Raw genomic sequence first — 2,804 nt, 5'->3', positions numbered from 1 at the left:
CGCTTCCTTGATCTGCACAGCGACCACATCGAGCGGAATAGCGCGTTGGGGCATACCGACGAGCACAAGACAGCCACCCGGACACAGCAAATCAATAATGCCGTCGAAGGCTTTTTCGTTACCGCTCGCCTCGAAAACGATATCCGCGCCCCAGCCATCGGTCAGTTCCGCGATCACGTCCTTGACGGCTTTGTCGCGGATATTCACCGGCGTCACGCCTTGCACGGTGCCGATCAGATCGAGCTTTTCCTGCACCAGATCGCAGACGATCGCGCGACTGCATCCGCCCGCGAGCGCGGCGAGCGCGCACATCATGCCGATGGTGCCCGCGCCGAGTACGACCGCCACATCGCCCGGCTTGATCGCGGCCTTCTTGGCCGCTTGCAAGCCGATCGATAAAGGTTCGACGATCGCGCCTTCCGCAAAACTCACGTTGTCCGGCAGCTTGAACGTGAAAGCAGCCGGATGCACAACGTAGGGCGCAAGACATCCGTGCACCGGCGGCGTGGCCCAGAAGCGCACTTTCGGATCGAGGTTATACAAGCCTTCACGCGAAGCACGCGACTCCATGTCGGGCACACCCGGCTCCATGCAGACACGATCACCCGCTTTGAGATGCTTCACCTCTTCGCCCACTTCCACGACCGTGCCCGACGCCTCATGTCCCAGCACCATCGGTTCATTGACGACGAACGGGCCGATTCGTCCATGCTGATAGTAATGAATATCGCTGCCGCAGATACCGACCGTATGAATGCGAATACGCACATCGCGCGGCCCCACGACTTGCGGCAGACTGAACGGACGCAAGCTGATGCGCCGTGCTTCTTCAAGAACCAGAGCTTCCATCGTCGTTCCTTTTTTGCTAAGAAAGTCAGCAGGCCTGAAAGCCGCCATCGACTAAAAGACTGACACCATTGACCATGCTCGAATCGTCGCCAAGCAAATAAGCGATGGTGCGCGCCACTTCAACCGGCTGCGCAAAACGATTGAGTGGAATACGCGCAAGCATGGGACCGGATTTAGCGGGATCGCTCCATGCCTTCTCGCCCATCGGCGTGAGCGTAATGACCGGATTGACGGCGTTCACGCGAATATTGTGCGGACCGAGTTCGGTGGCCATCACTCGCGTCATCGCATCGAGTCCGCCTTTGGAGGCGCAATACGCCGCGTGCAGCGCGAAACCCACATTCGCCGACAAGCTCGATACATTGACGATCGCGCCACCCGTGCCGCGCGCGATCATGCTGCGCGCGCATTCCTGCGCGAAGATCATCGCGGCGCGCACGTTGACGTTCATCGTGCGGTCGAAGGATTCGACGGTGGTGTCGAGAAACGGCTGCAATTCAGCGATGCCCGCATTGTTCACCAGCAGATCGACCGGTTGCGCATCGCGTGCTGCGGCGCGTGCTTCGGTGGCGTTAGCAAGATCGACGGTAACGATGTCGCAACCGGTTTCGTCTCGCAGCGAAATCAAATCATCAGTAGTCCGGCTGATTGCAATCACGCGCGCACCGCGTTCACGCAACAACTTCACCGTCGCATAGCCAATACCCTTGCCCGCGCCCGTGACGATCGCTGTCTTGCCCGCGAACTCGCGGTTTCTATCGATATGATTCATAGCGCTCCGATCAAGGCTCGTCGCACAGACGCCGCGCGGTTTCTTCGTCCGTCACCAGCACCGACGGATAACGTCCGCGCAACGCAGCGCGCGTAACATGGAATTTCTTCGCGCCACCGCTGACCAGCACCACGCGCTTAATCTTGCGAAGATCGTCGAGCGTAATGGCGACCGTGCGCCGGTTTAATGGATGATCGATTAGTTCGCCATCCTGATCCATAAAATGACCGAGCATATCGCCCACTGCGCCGGCCTTTTGCAAGGTGCGCAATTGCTCGGGATTGTCGATGCCGTAAGTCACCACGAGCGACTCGGTAAGATCGCCAGCGGTCAGTAAAGCAAGATCGGCATTGCGCGCAAGCTCATACGTCTCGCGCACGGTTTCCTCTTGCAGAATGACATCGCGTGCTTTCTGGCTGCTCACGTAAATTGGCGCGGCAAAAAGATAACCGTCGGCACGGCATATATTTGCGAAGTCCGAGACGATATCGAACGTATTGATGCTTGGACAATGCGACAAGCCGCCTTGCAAAGACACCGCCGATACCGCGCCATAACTGCGCTGCGGCATGGCACGCAATACGGCGCGAATCGTGCGTCCCCAGCCTAAGCCGATGGTCTGCCCCGCTACGATCTGCCTCGAAAAATACGATGCCCCGCCAATACCAAGCGCCGCATTGTTCGCTTCGTTATTCGCACCGCTCGGCACAACGACCGCGCATTCGAGTCCGAAGCGTTTCGTCAACGCTTCTTCCAGTGCAACACACGGCGCAATCTTACTGTTGATCGTAATCTGCACGAGTCCCGATTCACGGCTTGCCGCGAGCAACCGATTCACGCGCACACGATTACTGCCTATACGTTGCGCGATTTCCTGCTGTGTCAGATTGCCAACGTAGTAATGCCATGCGACGCGCGCTTGCAACTCCTCTTCCGAATCGATCGATTCATCCGGCTCTGCAATGGACATGGACGGTGCGCTCTTGCCCGACATCATTTCACCGCGCCCATCGTCAGGCCTTGCACGAGACGGCCGGATACGAGCAGCGCGAACACGACCATCGGCAATACGATCAGCGTACCTGTGGCCATGATTTCGCCCCACGGCAATTCATAGCCGCTCATATAGCTCGTGGCCGCGACGGGCGATGTCATCGCGTCGGTGCGCGTAAGCACGAGCGCA

The 2,804-nt window shown here is 58.6% G+C and carries 3 protein-coding genes and 1 pseudogene; all 4 read right to left on the bottom strand.

Translation table 11 applies throughout. The features are described 5' to 3' along the window. Positions 1 to 849 (bottom strand): NAD(P)-dependent alcohol dehydrogenase (locus tag P7F28_RS14865; RefSeq protein ID WP_277185282.1); only part of this gene is annotated, 849 nt, incomplete at its 3' end. A gap of 25 nt (positions 850 to 874) precedes the next feature. Further along, positions 875 to 1,621, bottom strand: a complete 747-nt coding sequence (locus P7F28_RS14860; protein ID WP_277185281.1) for an SDR family oxidoreductase — start codon at positions 1,619 to 1,621, stop codon at positions 875 to 877. A 10-nt stretch (positions 1,622 to 1,631) separates the two neighbouring features. Further along, positions 1,632 to 2,591, bottom strand: coding sequence for a sugar-binding transcriptional regulator (locus P7F28_RS14855; protein WP_277185280.1), 960 nt, complete (start codon positions 2,589 to 2,591; stop codon positions 1,632 to 1,634). 23 nt (positions 2,592 to 2,614) lie between these two features. Next, positions 2,615 to 2,804, bottom strand: a pseudogene (locus tag P7F28_RS14850) (carbohydrate ABC transporter permease); the annotation flags it as partial.

This window comes from Caballeronia sp. BR00000012568055, from assembly GCF_029439455.1.
In the GTDB taxonomy this organism is placed as follows: domain Bacteria; phylum Pseudomonadota; class Gammaproteobacteria; order Burkholderiales; family Burkholderiaceae; genus Caballeronia.
Note: the sequence above shows the minus strand (reverse complement) of the source record. Positions and strands in the feature narration are given on the sequence as shown.